This window comes from Micromonospora peucetia (genome assembly GCF_900091625.1).
GTDB classification, from domain to species: Bacteria; Actinomycetota; Actinomycetes; order Mycobacteriales; family Micromonosporaceae; genus Micromonospora; species Micromonospora peucetia.
Map to the genome: position 1 here is coordinate 2,232,400 of NZ_FMIC01000002.1, position 16,196 is coordinate 2,248,595.

Genomic DNA, 16,196 nt, shown 5'->3' on the forward strand with positions numbered 1-16,196 from the left:
CAAGGCGACGTGATGCACGAATCTCTGACCATCGGCCAGCTTTCCACCCGCAGCGGCGTAGCGCCCTCGGCGTTGCGCTACTACGAGCGGCTTGGGCTGATCCGGGCGGAGCGGACGGGCGGCAACCAGCGCCGCTATGCCCGCACCGAGCTGCGCCGGGTGGCGTTCGTCCGGATCTCCCAGCAGGTCGGCATCTCGCTAGAGGAGATCCGGGAGGCGCTGGACTCCCTGCCGGCCTCACGCATGCCCAGCGCCGAGGACTGGGCGCGGCTCTCCGCGACCTGGCGGGAGCGGCTGAACGAGAAGATCCGGCTGATGACCAAGCTCCGCGACGACCTCGACGGCTGCATCGGCTGCGGCTGCCTGTCCCTGCAACGCTGCACCCTCTACAACCCCGGCGACTCGCTCGCCGGCGAGGGCCCCGGTGCCCGCCTGGTGCTCCCCCGCGAGGCTGCGGAACCGACGCCCACGCCCTGACCCGGCTGCCCGGCCGGGGTCCGGTCCCGGCCGTACTGCCGAGCGGCCCGCGCCTCAGCCGGTGGTGAGCAGCACCTTGCCGACATGGTCGTTCGACTCGACCAGCCGGTGCGCCCGCGCCGCCTCGGTCATCGGCAGCCGCCGGTCCACCACCGGCCGGACCGCCCCCGACTCGACCAGCGGCCACACCTGTTCGCGGACCCCACGGACGATCTCCGCCTTCTCGTCCAGCGGCCGGGACCGCAGCGCGGTCGCCGCGATCGTGCCCCGCTTGGCCAGCAGCGCCCCCAGATCCAGCTCGCCCTTCCGGCCGCCCTGCATGCCGATCACCACCAGCCGCCCGCCCGTGGCCAGCGCCGCCACGTTCCGGGCCAGGTAGGCAGCGCCCATGATGTCGAGGATGACGTCCGCGCCCCGACCGTCGGTGACCCGCCGGATCTCCTTGACGAAGTCCTGCTCCCGGTAGTCGATCGTGTGCGCCGCGCCCAGCTCACGCAGCCGCTCGTGCTTGCCGGACCGGGCGGTGACCGCCACGGTGGCACCGAGCGCGACCGCGAGCTGGATCGCGAAGGTGCCGATCCCGCTGCCGCCACCATGTAGCAGCAGCGTCTCGCCCCGGCCGAGCCGGGCCACCCGCACCACGTTCGACCAGACCGTGCAGGCCACCTCGGGCAGCGCCGCCGCGTCGACCAGGTCGACGCCGGCCGGCACCGGCAGCAGTTGCCCGGCCGGCACCGCCACCCGCTCCGCGTACCCGCCGCCAGCCAGCAGGGCACAGACCTCGCGGCCCAGCTCCCAGCCGGCCACGTCGGGGCCGATCGCGCTGATCACCCCGGAGCACTCCAGCCCGGGGTACGCGGGCACGCCCGGCGGCGGCGGGTAATGCCCCTGCCGTTGCAGCAGGTCGGCCCGGTTCACCGCGCTGGCCCGCACGTCGACGACCACCTCGCCCGGGCCGGGCTCGGGATCGGGCACCTCGCTCCAGACCAGTGCGTCAGGTCCGCCGGGCTCCGGGATAGTCATCGCGCGCATGTTCCGTGTCTACCCCACCCGCCCGTCGGTCCACGCCCGGGCCAGGATCTTGTCCACCGTCTGCGCCGGGGTCAGCGCCGAGGTGTCCAGCCAGAGCCCGATCCGGGGCGTCTGCGCCCGGAAGTCCGCGTCCAGGTCGGCGATTGGCCAGTCCCCGTACCCCTTCTTCTCCCGCGCGTCCTCGCGGGCGGCGACGGCCTCGGGGCTCGGCGCGAGCACCACGACCGCCAGCGGCCGGTGCCGGATCCGGTCGACCATCGCCGGCAGCTCCGCCCCGAGGACCACGTCCTGGAGCAGCACGGTGAAACCGGCGGCGGCATACCGGTCCGCCGCCGACGCGGCGAGGTCGTAGCGCAGCCGCAGTTGCCGCCAGGCCTCCGCCGACGGCTCGGTGGTCATCTCCTCCCGCCCGCTGACCACCATCCGCCGGAAGACGTCGCCGCGCAGGTGCACCGCGCGAGGCAGCCGCCGGGCCAGCGCCTCGGCCACAGTGGACTTTCCGGCGGCCATGATTCCGCTGATCAGCACCACCGACGGGAGCTTCCACACGCCGTCGATCATCTCAGCGCGGGTGCGGTGCCCGCTCGCCCGCAACGGAAGCGTGGCAGACTAGGCACGTCGCGCACCCCTTGGGCGCGCGGCCCGGGAGGGTTCGCCTAGTGGCCGATGGCGCTGGTCTTGAAAACCGGTAAGGCAGCGATGTCTTCGTGGGTTCGAATCCCACACCCTCCGCCCCGATGGGCAGCAACAACGCCCTCTGGCCAGCGCAAATGCTGATCAGGGGGTGTGTCTATGAGTTGTGAATCGGTCTCACTTCGTCTCGCTCGGGGCCGTCGCGTCTCACTGGTCGTGTCGTTTACGTGTCGGCGTCTCCCGGCTCGCTCTCGGCCGTGCCTGGCTCCTCGGTGCCCAACGCTCCCTCGATCCGCGAGACGCTGCGAGACGCGCTCGCCGAAGCACTCGACAAGGTGCGCGTCGGCCGGCTCGCGCCGGAGACGATCGCCGTGCGAGTCCTGATCTCCGACATGACCGTGCCGATGGCATTGCCGTCGCGGGCCGAGACGCAAGCTGACGACCCCGCCGTACGCGAACGCGGAGCGGATCACCCGTCGGGCGGCGGACGGCATCATCGATCAGGTCACCGAGCTGGGCGACCTCGGCCTAATCCGGTCGGCCACGGTTGAGGTGCGAATGCACCGGGCGTCCCCGCTGTTCAAGCTCTACATCCTGAACGGCGAAGAGGTCTTCTACGGCTTCTATCCGGTGGTGGAGCGCACCGTTTCGATCAAGGGTGAGCCCATGGCGATCTACGACCTGATGGGCAAAGACGTGCCGCTGTTTCACTACGCGGTGACCGATGACGACGCTTCGCAGGGCACACAGTTCGTGGAGGCGTCTCGCCAGTGGTTCGACTCGGTGTGGTCGGCCATCGCCTATCGGTACGCCGGATGAGCGCCGACCTCGGCCGGCTGCTCACCGGGGTCGGCGCGGTGCTGCTCGATTTCGACGGACCGGTGTGCAGCATCTTCGCTGGCTATCCGGCGCCCGAGCTGGTCGACGTGCTCCGGCGGCACGGGGTCGACGTGCCGCCGGACCTCGCTAGCGAGCCGGACCCACTTAAAGGTGCTCCGTCGTACGGGCGCGGCCGGCAACCAGGACGTAACGCGGGCGATAGAGGACGCGCTCTGCGCGGCCGAGCGCCGGGCCGTCGAGACTGCCGAAGCAACGCTGTATGGCCGTGAGGTCATTGCGGCGATTCGGCAGGCCGGAATGTCGGTAGCGATGGTCAGCAATAACTCGGCCGGTGCGGTAAGTGCCTACCTGACGGCGCACCGGCTCGCCGCATACGTATCGCCGGTGGTCGGTCGAGCGTACGCCGACCCGACACGCATGAAACCCAATCCAAAACCGATCCTGCAAGCCGCGCGTGCCGTCGGTGAGCAGCCGAGCCGGTGCGTTCTGGCCGGCAACTCGCTTTCGGACATCGATGGAGCGCGTGCCGCCGGAGTGCGGGTGATTGGCTATGCGAATCGGCCGGCCAAGGCCGAGCCGTTCCGGGCCGCCGGGGCGGACGTGGTGATTACGAGCATGGGCGAAATGGCGAGGATGCTGATCGAGCGTATAGATGGCCGAGATGCGCCGCGACCAGCGCATGCGATTTCGGCGTGGCTGGTGGGATGTCTTCCCACCAGCCACCGACCCAGGCAGTCCTGCCGGCTATGGCAGGCATTCGGGAAGGTAATCCTCAGTTCTGGCTCGGACTTGGGTCTATGGCAGAATCGAGCCTCAGCTTCATCAGCGAAGCAAATCGAATTACGACCCACATCTGGTGGCCATTGTCAAACAAAATGCGCGCTTGCTGATCCTTGCCCTCCCCTTCAACGGAAACTACTCTGCCTGTTCCAAAGTCTGGATGGCGTACCCTGTTGCCGACATCTAACGCAAGCTCCGCATCCAAGCGGCGGCTCGCCGTTACTCGATCGCGGTCCTTCTCTGAATTGGCAAGGAGCTCGCTCTCCTCGTTACGAAGGTGTTCTAGCCGGCCGGCCGTATGGCTGAGTAACTCAACCGTACCCATCAAGCCGGATAGGCGATCTACTGATTCTTCAAGCGTCTTTGCTGTGCGGTAAAGAAGTCGCAAATCGTGTCGCGGCAGCACTCCTGCGGAATCGCCTTCTCGCTCAAGACTTCGGACGCGTGTCACCAACTCTGCCAGCATGTCATCCGGGCTACGACGAGGCCCCTCGACTCTTTTATGCTGGGTGGTTGCTAGGCGTACTTGCTCCTCTAGTCCTGGCCACATTGCTTCGAATAGTCGGTCGATATCTTCGCGAGGCTTGGGGGCGTCCGACATCTCCCGTAACTCGTGGACGAGTCGCCGCATGCCCTCCTTGTCTAATTTGCGGGACTGGAATGATTGAAGCGGCGAAATAATTTCGGCCGGTTCGAGATCAATGCACAAGGGCACCACGCGCGCCACTTTTAGCCGCTTGGCCAACGCTCCGGATTCGAACATTAGCCACGGAGCGGATTGATTGGAACGTGTTACGCATACCAGGCCAAAGTCGGCACTTTCCAGATTTGTGGCAAGCGTGTCGTTCCATCTGGTTCCGCTTTCGATCTCGGCGTCAGAAAGCCAAGGCCGAACATGCTGAACCACGACGCCCAGCCAACCGTGCAATGCGGACGCGATAGAGCGGCTCGGCTCGCCGCTCCACGAGATGAAGACCTTCAACAACCCCTCCCTTACACCGGATGTCGTACCTACCCGAGCACCTGTACGAACGGTGCATTCCGCACGAATCGCTCGCGCGGCTCGACCGCGTCGTACGCGATTCATACAATGCCGCTTGTTCCTTGCCCGCGCTGCCCCTCGGACGTGACTCCGGGATGTAAATGCGGCAGGCTAAGCCGGTGACCGCTGCCATCATCGCCGCTAGTGCGAGCATTGTCGTGGCCGTACTGGCCTTCGTTCTGAACCAGTATGGGCAGGCGCGGCAGGAGCGGCGACAGGCTCGCTTGGCGCGAATCAGCAGCCAGCTCCGCGATCTCTACGGACCACTGAACGCCATGGTGGACGCGAACGAGCGAATCTGGGAGGCATTGCGCGACAGCCATCTGCCCAAGGCGGCCGAACGAGGCCCGGATGACAGCACTGCCAGCTGGCGCCGATGGCGGGACGAGGCGCTACAACCGGCCAACCGTCGAATGCGTGACCTCATCTTTGCGTACGCCGACTTGGTGGTTGAGGCCGAGGTCCCGGAGCCGCTGCGGGATTTCTGCGCCCATGTGGCCGCCCTGGAAATCGTCCGTGCCGCAGAGTCCGAGGAGGGTGCTCGCCAACGCGCGCTCATCGATCATCCCGGCGACGCCTACGTCTCCTACGTCCGCCGCACCTTTGCCGCGCTCAAGCATGAACAAGCGCAGCTCCTACGCCGGTCCCGTGTCCGGCCCCGCACGAGGGCGGGCAGGCTCCGGCCTGAGTAGGCTGTGTGTCGTATTCGTGTCGCGGGCTGGCGCTGACCTCGTCTACCGGGAGGCCAGCGGCACGAGCGTCACGGTCTTGAAAACCGGTAAGGCAGCGATGTCTTCGTGGGTTCGAATCCCACACCCTCCGCTTTCTTTGATCTATGTTTACGCAGCTCAGCCCCGGTTTTTGGGCCCGGCGCTGATCGCTGTTGGGGGGCTTGTGCCTCGTCATGCAGCCTTGACCGGGTGATCCGCGTCCGTGCGGCGGTGGTGGTCGTCGAGCCGGCCTGCGGGTGAAAGGGTCTACGACGCTGTCGAGCTGAGTCGTCTGCGACATCAGCCGGTATCCGGGGCCACTGTGTCGGACCAGACGGCCCTGAATCGTCTGCGACATCAGCTCGACAGGTCCGTGCGGAGTTCCTCCGCCGGCCGGCACCGTGGCGGATCCTGGAGCTCATCGCGAATCTCGGATCTCGGTCGGGGGCATGACGAGCCCGCTGTCCTATGTGCCGTCCTATCGGCAGTTGGCGGACCTGCTCGCCGCCCAGACAGAAGAGGGCAAGCTAGCTCCTGGCCAGGGGACGTTCGTGGCCGAGCGGCCTGACGTAGCCCCGCAGTAGAGCTTCCGCCTGTTCGCTCGGCCCGCGTACGTGTGCCGCAGGTGTCGTCAGCAGCGGAGGTAGGTGCCGCACAGCGGCGGCGCGTCGACGTGGCAGACCTTCCAGCCGCCGCCGAGGCCGCCCTCCTCCGTCGTCTGGAAGCGCCATCGGTGAGTGGCGCCGGTGAAGGTGATGCTTCCCGTGGGGTCGACCTCCGTGAACCGGAGGTCCACCATCGCGGAGACCGTGCCGTCCGAGTCGGTCTGCCAGTTGGTGGCCTCGACCCGCACTCCGAACGTGACCTGCGAATCGACCTGTTTGCGCAGGTCGCGGACCTGCCGGAACAACTCGTCCCGATTGTCGCCGCACAGGCACCGGTTGATGTCGGGGTTCTCGTCCGGCTGGAAGACCGCCAGGAGGTACGCCTCGGCCGCCGCAGCGGGCGTCTTCTCGCCTCGCCCCGCCTCGATCGCCCCCATCACCGCCTGCCTGACCGGCGCGCCTATGCAAACCACCGCGAAGGCGACGGCAGCGGCGATCGTCGCCCGGCGACGCCACTGCCGAGCGGTGAGAGGCATCTCGATCATCGGGCGAGACTACGCGCCTGAGCGACGACGGGCGGGGGCGCGAGGCAGCCGGGCACGGGTCACACGACGGCCAACGGGCGTACGGGCGAGCCCGTGCCGCCGACGATCGGCAGCGGGGCGAGAACGAACAGGAACTCGCTGACGCCGTCCTCCGCCAGCGAGTCCAGCCGCAGGTGCTCGACGATGTAGATGCCCGCCTCCACCAGCAGCAGACGGTGGACCGGTAGCACCCGGAGCCCGGCGCCGGGGGGAATCTGCTCGTAGGCGGTGGTGTCCGCGCCGGTCAGGGCGACCCCGTGGTCCGCGAGCCATCCCGCGCCGGAGGGGTCGACGCCGGGCACCCCCGTGTCGAGACCCAGGTAGGCCGCTGGATCCGACCAGTGCCGGGCCCAGCCGGTACGCACCAGCGCCACGTCACCCTCGGCCAGCCGCACACCCGTACGCCGCAGGCATCGTTCGAGGTCGTCGGCGGTCACGCCGTACCCGCCGGGAAGCACGTCGACTTCTTGGGCCGCGGCGACGTCCAACAGCACCCCCCGCCGGACGAGCGGCGGAATCGTCTCGGCGCCGTGTACGCGGAACCGGCCACCCGACTGCGCCTCGGCGGCGTCGTGGCCACCGTGCAGCAGCCCGTCCTGGGAGATGTGTGACAGCGCGTCGACGTGGGTCCCGACGTGCCCGCCGGTGACGATCAGCTCGCCGGCCGACGAGCCCCCGTCGGCGCGCATGACGTCGCCGTGCCGGCGGAGCAGGGCCAGGCGGAAACCCGGGTGGTTCGGCGCGCAGGGCATCCCCTCCTCGAACGGCTGGCTGAGGTCGTGGATGGTGACGCCCGCGGCGACGGCGTCCAGGAGTGCGGTCATGGCGGTGATCCTGCCTCTGCGGCGACGACGGAGGCGTACCGGGCCGATTCCCCGGGTGCGGGTCTTGCGGACGATTCGCCGGTAATGGCTCCGTCGCGAATCCGTGCCGGCACCGGAGCGCGCAAGGAAAGCGCGATTGCGGCGGCCGATGTCGTCGCCGTCGCGTGTGAAGCGGGACCAGCCGACGGCCGGTCACTGTACTCGGCGACCCCGGACCGGTCGACCCCTGAAATGTTCGACACTTACCGTGTCCGCAATCAATACCGCGAGTTCGCCCCTGCCCGCCAAGCCGCTCGTGCCGTACACTCGCATCCGATTCAATGACGAGGCGGGCGAAGGGTGCGGTTCACGGTGCGACACGACAATTCGGACTGCAATTTCGCGGAATTGAACGCGCCGCTGGTGGCGGCATTGCAGAGTGAGCCGGCGCGGTCCGCGCTCGTCGCGGCCGCGCCGTCGGTGCGGCGTTTCATGGACGATCTCGGCGCCACCCGGATGCGGATCATTCCCTATCCGCTCGTCATCGACCGGGACGAGTTCGACCGGATGGCCGAGGCGGCCCGCGCCATGCTGGAGGCGCAGACGGTGGTGATCCGCGAGTTCCTCCGGTCGGGGCCGCCCGAACGGCTGTTGACGGAATTCGGCCTGCCCGCCGAGATTGCGCCCTTCGTCAATTGGGAACAATTGGAGTCCGTCGAGCAGGTCTTCGCCCGCGTCGACGTGCTGCCGACCCCGTCCGGATATCAATTCTGCGAATTCAACGTCGACTCGTCGATTTCGGGATTCGAGTTCCACGACTGCTATCAGGTGATGGGTGAGGCGGTCGGCATTCCGTGGCTCGCCGGTACGCCCCGGCCTGAGGAACAGATCGCGGACGTCGTCACCGGGGCTTTCCACCAGGGCGGGTTCGACCGGGTGGTGGTGTGTGACTGGTCGAGCCGCATCGGAGTGGGCTACTTCGGCTTCGAGTTGTTGACCGAGACGCTGCGCCGGCGACTGCCCGACGTGCCGGTCGACCTGATCTACCACGCCGACTATCCGCAGCGGTGGCTCGAGCCGTCGGCCGGCAAACGCACCCTGGTCTATCGCGGCTTCATGCACGAGGACATGGACGACGACTACGACTTCATCACCCGGCTGGTCGGCAGCGGCGCCTCCGTGATCAACCTCTTCGAGGCCGAGATCCGTACGCACAAGCGCTGGATGGCGATGTTCTGGGAGGAGCGCTTCGCCAGCCTGCTGCCCGCCGACGTGCGCGACATGGTCAGCCGCTACCTGCCCCACACCGTCTCGGTGACCCCGGAGAACCGCGACCGCCTGCTGGCCGACCGTGCCGAGTACGTGTTCAAGTTCGGGCACTCGTCCGGTGGGCACGACGTAATGCTCGGGGCCGACCACGACGCGGACACGATCGCCGCCCGGCTGGCCGAGCGCGGCCCCGACGGCTGGCTCGCCCAGCGCCGCGTGCCGCTCGCCGAGTGCCGGTTCGCCCCCGAGGTCGGCGCCGAGCCGGTGCCCCACCACGTCGTGCTCGGGCTCTACGTGCTCGGCGGCGAGTGTTCCGGCATGAACATCCGCGCCGACCGGGGCTCGGCCGTGGTCAACATCCACCAGTCGGCGGCCAGCGGCTGGGCCATCCCGATGGACGCCGACGAACGGCGGCGGCTGATCGAGCGCGTGCAGGCGATCGGGCCGGCGGCCCGCGAACGACACTGACACCAGTTGGAGGCACGATGGAGATTCCCCTTTACCAGGTCGACGCGTTCACCGACCGGGTGTTCTTCGGCAATCCGGCCGCGGTCTGCCCCCTGGACGAGTGGCTCAGCGACGAGGTGATGCAGGCGATCGGCCTGGAGAACAACCTCGCGGAGACCGCGTTCATCATCGACCAGGGCGACAGCTTCGCGCTGCGCTGGTTCACGCCGTCGATGGAGGTCGACCTCTGCGGGCACGCCACGCTCGCCGCGGCCCACGTGGTGCTGCACCACCTGCGGCCCGAATGGAACGAGGTCACCTTCCACTCCCGCACCGGTCCCCTCGTGGTCAGCCGTACCCCCGAGGGACAGTTCGTGATGTCCTTCCCCGCGCTGCCGCGCGAGCGGGTCGACCCGCCGGAGGCCCTGCTCGCCGGGCTGTCGATCGCGCCCACCGCGGTCTACGGGGGAATGGACTACATGGCGGTCTACGACAACGAGGAGGACCTGCGCGCGGTCGAACCCGACCAGCGGATGCTCGGGACCCTGGACCGGCGTGCGGTGGTCGTCACGGCCCCCGGGATCTCCTCCGACTTCGTCTCCCGTTTCTTCGGCCCCAAGCAGTCGATCCCGGAGGACCCGTTCACCGGGTCGGCCCACTGCATGCTGGTCCCCTACTGGGCGGAGGTGCTGGGCAGGACCGAGCTGACCTCCCGGCAGTTCTCTCCCCGGCTCGGCAAGCCGCACACCATCCACGCCAACTGCGAGCTGCGCGGCGACCGGGTCATCCTGGGCGGGTCGACGCGCCAGTACCTCGCCGGCGTCATCACGCTGGACGACGAGGAAGTCGCTCGACTCAGTCGCTGAGCTGTCGTGCCTCCGGCCGTGCCCCGTCGCCCGCCGCCCCTTCGGGCGGCGGCTCCGGGGCCGGCTCGGGCTCGACGTCCAGGTCGACCACCCGACGCAGCGGCGAGAAGTACAGCGGGACGATGGAGACAAGTTCGCCGGCGACCGCGAGCGCGAGGGTCTGGCGGACGCCGATGACGTTCGCGACCAGCCCGGCGGCCGACGCGCCCAACGGGATCACGCCCCAGACCAGGAACCGCATCGTCGCGCTCAACCGAGCCTGCATGCCCGGCGCGCACAGCGCCTGCCGGACCGACAGTTGCAGGATGTTGGAGACGACGATGCATCCCGAGGCGATGCCGTAGCCGATGCTGGCGACGATCAGCCAGGTACCGCTGCGCGCGAAGGGCAGCGGAATCGAGGCGATCCCCGCCAGCACGCACGCGCCGAGGACGGTCGGCCCGACGCCGAAGCGCCGGGACAGCCGGACCGCCGAGAGGGCGCCGAGGGTCGCGCCGGCACCGGCGCCGGAGAAGATGATCCCGATGTACGCCGACGGCAGCCGCAGTACCGACGCCAGCAGCAGCAGGAACATGGTGGTGGTCGCGATGTTGCAGAAGTTGTACGTCGAGCTGCGAATGGCCATCACCCGGAACATCGGCACCCGCAGCACGTACCTGATGCCGTCGCGTACGTCTCTGACCAGCGTGGTGGTGCGTGCCGGCGGGGCCGCCGCCGCTCCGGTCACCCGGATCCGGCTGAGCAGCAGCGTGGCGATGCCGAAGCAGACGGCCGCAGCGCCGAGGACGTACGACGACGTGGCCAGCGCCAACAGGAAGCCGGCGATGGCCGGGCCGGTGATCTCCGCCAGCGAGAGGGTGAACTCCACCCGCGAGTTGGCGCCGGGCAGCAGCTGCCGGTCGACGATCCGCGGCAGGATGCTCTGGTAGGAGATCCCCAGGAAGACCGTGCAGAGGCTCGCCGCGAACATCAACGCGTACAGCGGTTGGATGGAGAGGCCGCCGGTCAGCGCCAGTGCCGCGATGGTCCCGAACACGGCCGTACGGCCCAGGCTGGCGAACACCAGGACCCGCTCGACGCGCCGGCGGTCGATCCACGCCCCCGCCGGCAGCCCGAGGAGCAGGAAGCCCAGGAACTCGCAGGTCACCAGGAACCCGACCTGCGCCGGTGTGGCGTTCAGGGTCTTCACGGCGAACAGCGGGATGACGACCGTCGCCACCTCGTACCCGAACTGGCTGGTGGTCTCTGCCGACCACAGCAGGCGGAAGTTCTTCTTCAGGGCGATCTCCTACCCGTGACCGGCGGCGATGTTCAGGCCCCCGGGTGCAGCAGCACCGGTGCCAGCAGGACGTTCGAGATGCCACGGACCACAGCCCCCGGCACGGTGGTCAGGCGGCAGGAGAAGCCGGTGAACCCACCGGGCCCGTAGTGCATCCCCCATACCGCGTACCAGTCCCGTTCCGTCACGCCGTCCGTGTCGAAGCCCGGCTCCACCCGCTGGACGACTCTCCGTTGCAGGATGTGGCGACCGTTCTCGGCCGCGGAGGCGAGCGCCGCCCGCCACGTCCCGTCGTCGACCGTCCAGCCGGCCACCGTGCCCTCGCCGCGGGCCAGGGTGGTGGGCTTCAGGATGGTGCTCGCCCGGTCGCGGACGAAACCGGTCAGGTCGGTGGCCGCGTCGACGTGGGTGGTCTCGGGAAGGACCCGCCGCAACGCGGCACGTTCGCCGTCGGTCAGCGCGTCCTGCACCTCGGGGAGCCACACCAGGGCGAGGCACGCCTTGCTGTTGTACATGTCGTGCACCGGCGAGGTGGCCATCGGCGGCATGGCGGAGCCTGGTGCCGGATGCAGCCGCTGCCAGGCCAGTACCGGATCCGGCTCCTCCGCCAGTTCCGTCAGGTTGAACAACCGCAGCAGGTGGGTCACCCCGGCGACGTGGTCGGCGACGCTGCCGTCCGGCTCGTGCAGGTCCGCGACCTCCGCCAGGCGGGTCCGCAGCGGACGATCGGAGTACGCCTCCAGGCACTCGCCCAGGGGACGCCAGTCGCCAGCCCACTCCGCGAGCGCACCGGTCGCTTCGACCATGAGCACCTCCGCCTGCCCGGTCGGCTGCGGCGCCTCGGCGTGGTGCCCCGTGTGCGTGGTCTCCACCGTGCGCAGCAGGTCGAGCAGGGCGGTGATGGGGTCGAGGTGTCGCAGTCTGTGCCGCTCGGCGAAGGGCCGGAAGGCCGGTTCCTCCATGACCGCGGGGAGCCAGGCAGTGCGTTCGGCACCGCCGACGGCGGGGCTCAGGCCCAGCTCCAGGACCTTGAACCCGGTTCCGTCGTGGATCAGGTCGGCGCGGCCGTACGGCACCAGGGCGGGCAGGTCGGTTCCTGCCAACAGCGGGCGCAGCACCTCCGGCACGTCGGTCAGCGCGCCGAACGCGGCCGTGCTGCCACCCGCGAGCAGGTGGGGCAACCGTCCCACGACGTCGAGCAGCACCGTGAAGTCGGCGTAGAACGACGTGAGCTCCCGCTCGTCGACGAACATCACCCGGTGGAAGCTCTGTGCCTCGATGTCGGGCCCCAGCACCCGGGCGGCGGTGCTGGCCGGCAGATCCGGTGGCAGCTCACCGTCCCGTACCGCCCGCAGGTAGTCCGTTGCCGGATCCTGCGACGCCGACCGTTCCGGCGCGCTCATGCGGCTGACTTCCGCGTGGCGGCCCGCCGGCGGAAGCGTGCGGTGCCGCCGTCGGGCAGCCGTGGTGTGCGCTGGTCAGGCCGACAAGAACAAGGCACCCTCTGCCTCCAGTTCACGTAGTTGGCGGTAGTCGCCCGTGATGGTCTCCGGGCTCTCGTGGACCAGGAAGACCAGGCCCGGGGTCGTGTACGAGTTGACGGTGACCTGTAACGGGTCGCCGGCCTCGAGGTAGGTGTCGACGGCGTGGAAGGACGGCAGCCCGCGGAGCAGGCGAAGGTCGTAACCGGCGAGGGTCCCCGACTGGCGGGACAGCAACTGCACCATGGCGGCGTGTCGGCGGAGAACGGGACGCCAGTCCTCGCGGACCCGGGCGGCGAAGCGGTCCGGAGCCACGATCGTCTCGGCCACCAACTGCACCGCGTTGGTGCCCGTCGCCTCGGTCAGTTGCGAGATGTCGATCGAGCCCATGAACCGGGCGCCGGTCTCGACGAGCACCGGCTGACCGGCGACCATCATGACCTCCGTGTGTGCCGTGCCCTCGCGGATGTCCAGGGCGTCGAGCACGGTCCCGACGAAGCCGTGCAACTGGTCGAAGACGGCATCGCGCGGATCGACGAGCCGCTCCAGGTCGTAGAGCGCCGTACCACCCTCGTGGCGCTTCTTCGTGTGCCAGATGTCCGAGACGATGTATCCGCCCCCGGCCGACACGGTGTTGACGGCGTACTCGTCACCTGCCATGAACGGCTGGACGAGGAGTTCCTCGATCGCGGAGCCGAACACGTCGGGTGCGCCCAGCCAGCCCTTGAACGCGGCGTCGAGGTCCGCCTCGGAGCGGCATCGCAGGAAGCCGAAGCTGCCGGAACTCGATCGGGGCTTGACGACGGCGTCGCCCAGCCAACCGTGCGTGCGCAGCCACTCCGCCGCCTCGTCGCGGGAGGAGGCGCTCAGGTGCGGGATGACGGCGACGCCCCTGGCCGCCGCGGCACGTGCCATGTGGTGCTTGTCGCGGCGGCACCGGGTCGTCGCCGGATCGTTGCCGGGCACGCCAAGCGCTTTGGCCAGCTGGTCACCCAGCTCGACACCGGTCTCGGCGCCGGCCACCACGCGGCGTGGGCGCAGGCCCGCCCGGTCGAGCCGGTCGACGATGGCGTCGACGTCGCCGTCGTGCAGGTAGCTGTCGAGATAGGCGTGCTCGACGCCGGTGCGCAGGAGGAACTGCGGCAGGTCCGGGTCGCTCTGCACGTGCACCGCGCCGAGGCCGTAGCCGGCGAGGGCCGGCGCGAGCGCGTTCGCCGTCGAGTATCCGTCCACGACGACACAGACTTCACTGGCGTGTCGCATGATCCGCCTCAGGACTCTCGTCGCAGCAGGAAGTACGCCCGCATCGGCGGGATCATGTCGAGCTGCGCGGCGACGGGCGAGTGCCGAGCCGCCCCCTCCAGCAGGTCGAAGACCTCGTCCGGGGTGATGTCCCGGGTGAACAGCATCTTGATGGCGATCTTCAGGAAGTCCCGGTAGTTGGTGGCGTCCATGAGCACCCCGGCGCGCTCGAACGCGGCGAGTTCCTCCCGGTCGACCGGCTGCCGCGCGACCTGGTGCGTGCTCGGGATGCTCGGCGACTGGACCTCGCCGGTGAAGCAGGCGGCGAGCGAGTCGGCCTGGAAGTCGAGCACCAGGTGGGTGCGGTCCTTCGTCCACCCGGAGACCGCGCTGTGGGCCTGGGTGGCGTCGAGGAACCAGATCTCACCGACGTTCATGTGGTAGAGCGTCGTGTTGTGCGAGCTGACGCAGGACTCGTGGGTTTCCAGGGGGAGGTGGATGCGGATCAGGTTCGTGTCGAGTTCGAGGTAGTCCCGGTGCGGCACGAGCGCGCTGCCGGGGGTGAGCCGGGCGAGCCGGCCGTACTTCAGGCGGGACAGGTCGAAGAGCTCACCCACCAGATGCCGCACGTACGGCAGACGCTGGCCCAGGTCGGTGACGACGGCCGGGCCCTCGTAGGGGTCGAGTCCCGCGTCGAGGCCGCGACCCGTGCCGTTCCACACCGCGCCACTCTTCCACGCGCCGCAGACGAACTCGCTGTACTTGTCCGTGTAGGGGAACGTCGCCATGGTGTCGAGGTCCGTGGCGAGGCTGTCGGCGTCGATGCCGCAGGTGCCGAGGATGCCGGTGTCGATCGAGTTCGTAACGGTGGTCATGTCGGTACTCTCCAGCGGGAATGGGGGCGCGGAGCCGCACGTCGTCGGGAGGGGCCGGCCGGCGTGGCTCACACGCCGAGTCGCTCCTTGAGTTCGGCGAAGAAGGGCACGTGGAGGAACTCGCGCTTTTCGGCGTCGTACCTGGTGTACCGGCGGGTGAAATCGATCAGTCCCGCGCGGGCGGTCTCGACCCCCTCGGTCAGGACGACGTCCTCCAGTTCGGTGATCTCGCCGACGAGCGCGGTCAGCGCCTCGGGCAGGGTCGGCAGCAGCCGGATCCGCCCCTCGTCCATCGTCAGGCCCCCCTGCTCGCGCAGGTAGTTGAAGAGCAGTTGCGACGCGATGGCGTCGTAGTTCGGCTTCGGGATTCCCTCGACCGAGTAACGCAGCAGCCGCTCGGCCAGGACGAACTCGAAGGTCAGCGCGGCGAGCTCACGATCGATGTCCGTGTCGTTGAGGCAGACCAGCATCGACTTGACGTCGACCCGCATCTCCTCCAGGCCAGCCAGGGGCTTGTAGCTCTTCGCGGCCAGGAACTGCGGGATCGGCATGCTGCCCGTGCGGTGGTGGAACTCGTGCAGCCGCACCCAGGAACCGGCGGCCCGTTCGACGCCGGCGTCGCCGACACTGGACAGCAGCGGGAACGAGTCCTGGACCATGGCGGCGTCGATGAGCCGGCGGGTGAGGCGGTGCCGGGCGACGAACTTGTCGATGAAATAGAAGATGAGGTCGTTCGGTTCCTGGCTGCCGTCGATGTGGTTCTCTGGAAAGAGCGCCACGACGACCCGACTGTCGAAACCCACGCTGTGCCGGACCAGGTTGACCGGCATCGTCGGGCTCGGGTAGCGGTTCATCAGCACGGGATCGGACGGGATGGTCTCGTACTCCAGGTAGTCCAGACCAAGCGTCGGAAAGTACGCGGCCGAGAACACGGACAGGACCGTGTTGTCAGCCCGCGAGTTGATGTGCCGCTTCGTGGCCGCGAGCTGCGGCGTGTCGGTTGCGCCGGCCAGATCCTCGACGAGTGCCCTCGCCGCGGGCTGGGCGCCGAGCAACGCCGAGTCGGCGATCCAACCGGCCAGCCGGCGCAGTGCCTCCGGCGATCCGGGCTCGGCTTCCCGCTGGTAGCGGGTACGCAGCTCGTTCACTTCCTTGACGACAGCGTCTACTTCCACTGCGGGGAGGGACGACCCCATGGCAGCTCCTTTCTTCGGAACCGGATGACTCCGGC

General features: G+C 68.9%; 14 protein-coding genes, 1 tRNA gene and 2 pseudogenes. 7 read left to right on the plus strand and 10 right to left on the minus strand.

All coding sequences use genetic code 11. The annotated features are described in order from the left end of the window. Nucleotides 1-12: 12 nt before the first annotated feature. Complete coding sequence (gene soxR, locus GA0070608_RS10480; protein ID WP_091625888.1) at nucleotides 13-477, plus strand: redox-sensitive transcriptional activator SoxR; 465 nt, start codon at nucleotides 13-15, stop codon at nucleotides 475-477. 54 nt (nucleotides 478-531) lie between these two features. Here the strand turns inward: soxR and GA0070608_RS10485 are convergent, their stop codons facing one another. Further along, on the minus strand, nucleotides 532-1,509 hold the full coding sequence (locus GA0070608_RS10485; RefSeq protein ID WP_091625892.1) for an NAD(P)H-quinone oxidoreductase: 978 nt from the start codon (nucleotides 1,507-1,509) through the stop codon (nucleotides 532-534). Between the two features lie 9 nt (nucleotides 1,510-1,518). Next, complete coding sequence (locus GA0070608_RS10490; protein WP_245715759.1) at nucleotides 1,519-2,058, minus strand: AAA family ATPase; 540 nt, start codon at nucleotides 2,056-2,058, stop codon at nucleotides 1,519-1,521. A 96-nt stretch (nucleotides 2,059-2,154) separates the two neighbouring features. Here GA0070608_RS10490 and GA0070608_RS10495 point away from each other — a divergent pair. From GA0070608_RS10495 to GA0070608_RS10505, 3 genes and pseudogenes are all read left to right on the plus strand, one after another. Next, a tRNA-Ser gene (locus GA0070608_RS10495) sits at nucleotides 2,155-2,241 on the plus strand. Between the two features lie 197 nt (nucleotides 2,242-2,438). Continuing rightward, a pseudogene (locus GA0070608_RS10500) lies at nucleotides 2,439-2,961 on the plus strand (GntR family transcriptional regulator); the annotation flags it as partial. Beyond that, a pseudogene (locus tag GA0070608_RS10505) lies at nucleotides 2,958-3,630 on the plus strand (HAD family hydrolase); the annotation flags it as partial. The pseudogenes GA0070608_RS10500 and GA0070608_RS10505, both read left to right, overlap by 4 nt. A gap of 124 nt (nucleotides 3,631-3,754) precedes the next feature. Here GA0070608_RS10505 and GA0070608_RS10510 read toward each other — a convergent pair. Beyond that, nucleotides 3,755-4,744: a toll/interleukin-1 receptor domain-containing protein gene (locus GA0070608_RS10510; protein ID WP_176733678.1), complete on the minus strand. Its 990-nt coding sequence runs from the start codon at nucleotides 4,742-4,744 to the stop codon at nucleotides 3,755-3,757. A 179-nt stretch (nucleotides 4,745-4,923) separates the two neighbouring features. Here GA0070608_RS10510 and GA0070608_RS10515 point away from each other — a divergent pair, with 179 nt between their 5' ends. Then, on the plus strand, nucleotides 4,924-5,496 hold the full coding sequence (locus tag GA0070608_RS10515) for a hypothetical protein (protein ID WP_218107508.1): 573 nt from the start codon (nucleotides 4,924-4,926) through the stop codon (nucleotides 5,494-5,496). A gap of 649 nt (nucleotides 5,497-6,145) precedes the next feature. Here GA0070608_RS10515 and GA0070608_RS10520 read toward each other — a convergent pair. Both GA0070608_RS10520 and GA0070608_RS10525 read right to left on the minus strand, forming a co-directional pair. Next, a complete protein-coding gene (locus GA0070608_RS10520; RefSeq protein WP_141719435.1) occupies nucleotides 6,146-6,664 on the minus strand; it encodes a hypothetical protein in 519 nt (172 codons plus the stop codon). Between the two features lie 59 nt (nucleotides 6,665-6,723). Continuing rightward, nucleotides 6,724-7,527: a cyclase family protein gene (locus GA0070608_RS10525; protein ID WP_091625903.1), complete on the minus strand. Its 804-nt coding sequence runs from the start codon at nucleotides 7,525-7,527 to the stop codon at nucleotides 6,724-6,726. 351 nt (nucleotides 7,528-7,878) lie between these two features. Between GA0070608_RS10525 and GA0070608_RS10530 the strand changes: the two genes are divergently transcribed. Both GA0070608_RS10530 and GA0070608_RS10535 read left to right on the plus strand, forming a co-directional pair. Next, complete coding sequence (locus GA0070608_RS10530; RefSeq protein ID WP_141719436.1) at nucleotides 7,879-9,243, plus strand: circularly permuted type 2 ATP-grasp protein; 1,365 nt, start codon at nucleotides 7,879-7,881, stop codon at nucleotides 9,241-9,243. A gap of 17 nt (nucleotides 9,244-9,260) precedes the next feature. Next, the gene (locus tag GA0070608_RS10535; protein ID WP_091625910.1) at nucleotides 9,261-10,088 is read left to right on the plus strand and encodes a PhzF family phenazine biosynthesis protein; all 828 of its coding nucleotides are present in this window, start codon (nucleotides 9,261-9,263) and stop codon (nucleotides 10,086-10,088) included. On the opposite strand, the gene GA0070608_RS10540 is transcribed toward GA0070608_RS10535, so the two are convergent. The 5 genes from GA0070608_RS10540 to GA0070608_RS10560 form a co-directional block, all read right to left on the minus strand. Continuing rightward, nucleotides 10,078-11,307: an MFS transporter gene (locus GA0070608_RS10540; protein ID WP_245715760.1), complete on the minus strand. Its 1,230-nt coding sequence runs from the start codon at nucleotides 11,305-11,307 to the stop codon at nucleotides 10,078-10,080. The two genes, GA0070608_RS10535 and GA0070608_RS10540, sit on opposite strands and share 11 nt — an antisense overlap. 92 nt (nucleotides 11,308-11,399) lie before the next feature. Then, a complete protein-coding gene (locus tag GA0070608_RS10545; RefSeq protein ID WP_091625918.1) occupies nucleotides 11,400-12,770 on the minus strand; it encodes a hypothetical protein in 1,371 nt (456 codons plus the stop codon). A 75-nt stretch (nucleotides 12,771-12,845) separates the two neighbouring features. Beyond that, nucleotides 12,846-14,111 carry a hypothetical protein gene (locus tag GA0070608_RS10550; RefSeq protein ID WP_091625921.1) on the minus strand — a complete coding sequence of 422 codons (1,266 nt, stop codon included), beginning with the start codon at nucleotides 14,109-14,111 and terminating at the stop codon, nucleotides 12,846-12,848. 8 nt (nucleotides 14,112-14,119) lie between these two features. Next, nucleotides 14,120-14,965: an aspartyl/asparaginyl beta-hydroxylase domain-containing protein gene (locus GA0070608_RS10555; protein ID WP_091625925.1), complete on the minus strand. Its 846-nt coding sequence runs from the start codon at nucleotides 14,963-14,965 to the stop codon at nucleotides 14,120-14,122. Between the two features lie 68 nt (nucleotides 14,966-15,033). Further along, nucleotides 15,034-16,161 carry a DUF6421 family protein gene (locus GA0070608_RS10560; RefSeq protein ID WP_141719437.1) on the minus strand — a complete coding sequence of 376 codons (1,128 nt, stop codon included), beginning with the start codon at nucleotides 16,159-16,161 and terminating at the stop codon, nucleotides 15,034-15,036. Between the last annotated feature and the right edge of the window lie 35 nt (nucleotides 16,162-16,196).

Bases quoted from the DNA above. Each gene is read 5' to 3' on its own strand.
- soxR (WP_091625888.1), top strand. From the start codon at position 13: ATGCACGAATCTCTGACCATCGGCCAGCTTTCCACCCGCAGCGGCGTA.
- GA0070608_RS10485 (WP_091625892.1), bottom strand. From the start codon at position 1,509: ATGCGCGCGATGACTATCCCGGAGCCCGGCGGACCTGACGCACTGGTC.
- GA0070608_RS10520 (WP_141719435.1), bottom strand. From the start codon at position 6,664: ATGATCGAGATGCCTCTCACCGCTCGGCAGTGGCGTCGCCGGGCGACG.
- GA0070608_RS10525 (WP_091625903.1), bottom strand. From the start codon at position 7,527: ATGACCGCACTCCTGGACGCCGTCGCCGCGGGCGTCACCATCCACGAC.
- GA0070608_RS10535 (WP_091625910.1), top strand. From the start codon at position 9,261: ATGGAGATTCCCCTTTACCAGGTCGACGCGTTCACCGACCGGGTGTTC.
- GA0070608_RS10545 (WP_091625918.1), bottom strand. From the start codon at position 12,770: ATGAGCGCGCCGGAACGGTCGGCGTCGCAGGATCCGGCAACGGACTAC.
- GA0070608_RS10550 (WP_091625921.1), bottom strand. From the start codon at position 14,111: ATGCGACACGCCAGTGAAGTCTGTGTCGTCGTGGACGGATACTCGACG.
- GA0070608_RS10555 (WP_091625925.1), bottom strand. From the start codon at position 14,965: ATGACCACCGTTACGAACTCGATCGACACCGGCATCCTCGGCACCTGC.
- GA0070608_RS10560 (WP_141719437.1), bottom strand. From the start codon at position 16,161: ATGGGGTCGTCCCTCCCCGCAGTGGAAGTAGACGCTGTCGTCAAGGAA.